The organism is Streptomyces sp. NRRL F-4489 (assembly GCF_001509485.1).
Lineage (GTDB): Bacteria > Actinomycetota > Actinomycetes > Streptomycetales > Streptomycetaceae > Streptomyces.
The window spans coordinates 1-2,421 of sequence record NZ_LLZI01000141.1 but is presented as its reverse complement, the minus strand read 5'-3'; the positions used below and the strand labels follow the sequence as shown (position 1 = coordinate 2,421).

The window sequence follows — 2,421 nt, the reverse complement described above, 5'->3', positions numbered from 1 at the left end:
CGCGACGGGGGCGGGGCCGGGGGGTTGTGAGGGCGGCGGGGCTGGGGCTGGGGCGTGGCGGTGGGCTGGGGTCCCGGTGGGCCGGGGATCCGCCGCTGGGGCGTCGGTGGGCCTGGGCCGCTGCGGGCGCGTCGGTGGGCCTGGGGGCGGCTGTTGGCGCGTGACGGCGGCTCAGCGGCCGGGCGTGGTGCCGGTTCCTCTGCCGGGTGTGACGCCCGCTGGTCTTCCGGGCGTGACGCCGACTCGTCTGGCGACCGTGGTCGGGTCTGGCGGGCGTGGTACCGGTGGGACTAGCGACCGTGGTACCGGTGGGACTAGCGACCGTGGTGCTGGCGGGTTTGGCGACCGTGGTGCTGGCGTCGTCCGGCGGTCGTGGTGTTGGCGGGTCTGGCGGTCGTGTCACGAGCGCGTCCGCCCGTGACGGTGGCTCGCTGGTCGACCCTGACATTGCGGCCCCGGGCTGATCGGGTGGAGGGAGAGAGCCAGTCAGCCACGAGCATCCCTAGGCAGCCACGGCCATGACAGCGACCACGAGCCACGCTCCGCCCGGCCCGGCCCGGCCCGGCCGCGAGCCGCGAACGCCGAGTCCCGGGCTCCGACCCCAGGGCCGCGAGCCACCGAGCCCGGAGTCCCCGGGTCCGCGTCCCCACCGACCGCCGCCCGGAGCTGCGTCTGCCCCGCCCTGCGCGCCCAGAGGCGCGGCGCGCCATTGCCTGCCCCAAGGGAGGCAGCTACTCCCCAGTGCCCCCGAGTGCGCCCTTCCCGGCGTCCGGCGGCTCTTGGTCCGGGGCCTCACCGCCGGGTGCGGGGCCCCGGGTATCAGCAGAAGCGCCAGCGCCGCCGGCAGCCCCGCTGAGCCCGCCACCGCCCGTTGAGACGGCGCCGGTTCTGGCCGCACGGGGAGCGGCGCCTGCCGAGCCGATCGCACCGGAGGCCGCATCGGCTGTCAGGGCCGTGCCCACCGGGTGAGGGACGGCCGTGGCGCCGGCGCCCGTTGCGGTGGCGCCGAGAACGGCCCCGGCCCTGGACGCGGCGCCAGCGGCTCCCTGCGCTCCACCGGGGAAAGCCGCGTCGGCGACGCGGCTGCCGGCCTCGGCGTCGGTGCCGGTGCCGGTGCCGGGGCCCGGGTCGCCACCGGCCGGAACGGCGGCGTCCGGGGCGGGACCGGAGAGGTCCGGGGCAGAGATGTCCGGAGCGTTATTGAGGTCCGTGCGCTGCTGGCGGCTGAGGCCGAAGAAGTACGTGGCGACGAAGCCGACGGCGTAGCCGATGAGGAGGCCCAGGGCGTAGACGGCGATCGTGGTGCCGAGCGCGTGGTTGCCCTTGACCAGGGGGAAGAGGGCCCACCCGGAGGGGCCGATGGCGGTGGAGCCGACGGCGTCGCCGAGTTGGTTGACCAGGCCGACGAAGCCGCCGCCGAACGCGCCGCCGAGGCAAGCGGTGACGAAGGGGCGGCCCAGGGGGAGCGAGACGCCATAGATCAGCGGCTCGCCGACGCCGAGAAAGCCGGCGGGCAGGGCGGAGCGGATCGTCGTACGGACCGAGGCGTTGCGGGGGAGGCGTACGTAGACGGCGAGGGCGGCGCCCACTTGGCCCGCGCCGGCCATGGCGAGGATCGGGAGCAGCGTCGTGTAGCCCTGCTGCTGGATCAGGGTGGTGTGGATGGGGATGAGGGCCTGGTGGAGGCCCAGCATGACGAGGGGCAGGAACAGGCCGCCGAGGAGGAACCCGGCGATGGCGCCGCCGTGGGCGAGCAGCCAGGTGGCGGCCGTACCGATGGCGGTGGAGACCTCGCCGGCCACGTACATCAGGCCGAAGACGGTCACCAGGCCGGTGAGGAGGACCGTGAGCGTGGGGGTGAGCAGGACGTCGAGGGCCTCGGGGACGCGTCTGCGGAGCTGTTTCTCCAGCTGGGCGGCGAGGAGGGCGGCGGCCAGCGCGCCGAGGACGCCGCCCTGGCCGGGTGCGAGCTTCTGGCCGAAGGCGCTGACGTTGGCGATGCCGGGGAACACGATGACCGCGGCGACCGCGCCGCCGAGCACGGGCGTGCCGCCGAATTCCTTGGCGGTGTGGTAGCCGACGAAGACCGCGATCAGGGACATGAAGCCGGAGGCGATGGCGGTCAGGGCCGGGACCAGGGCGGGGAGCCAACCGGCGTTGGTGAGCAGGCCGTTGAGGCCGGCGATGATGCCGCAGCCGATGAGGGCGGGGATGAGCGGGACGAAGATGTTGGCGATGCGGCGGAGGAAGAGTTTGACCGGGGTGGCGTTGTGGGCCTTCTGGCGGGCCTTGAGGGCGGCGCCTTGGGCGGCGAGGTCGGCGGCGGTGGTCGGGTCGGCGGGTGGGGTGTGTCCGGCGGGTGGAGTGTCGGTGGTTGGGGTGTTGGCGGTCGGGGTGGTTGGGGTGGGGGTGGTGTCGGGG

The 2,421-nt window shown here is 75.2% G+C and carries 1 protein-coding gene; it reads right to left on the bottom strand.

Going from position 1 to position 2,421, the window contains the following annotated elements:
• Nucleotides 1–731: 731 nt before the first annotated feature.
• Nucleotides 732–2,421: PTS transporter subunit EIIC (locus ADL22_RS36130; protein ID WP_234430679.1), on the bottom strand; the 1,690-nt coding region annotated here is incomplete at its 5' end.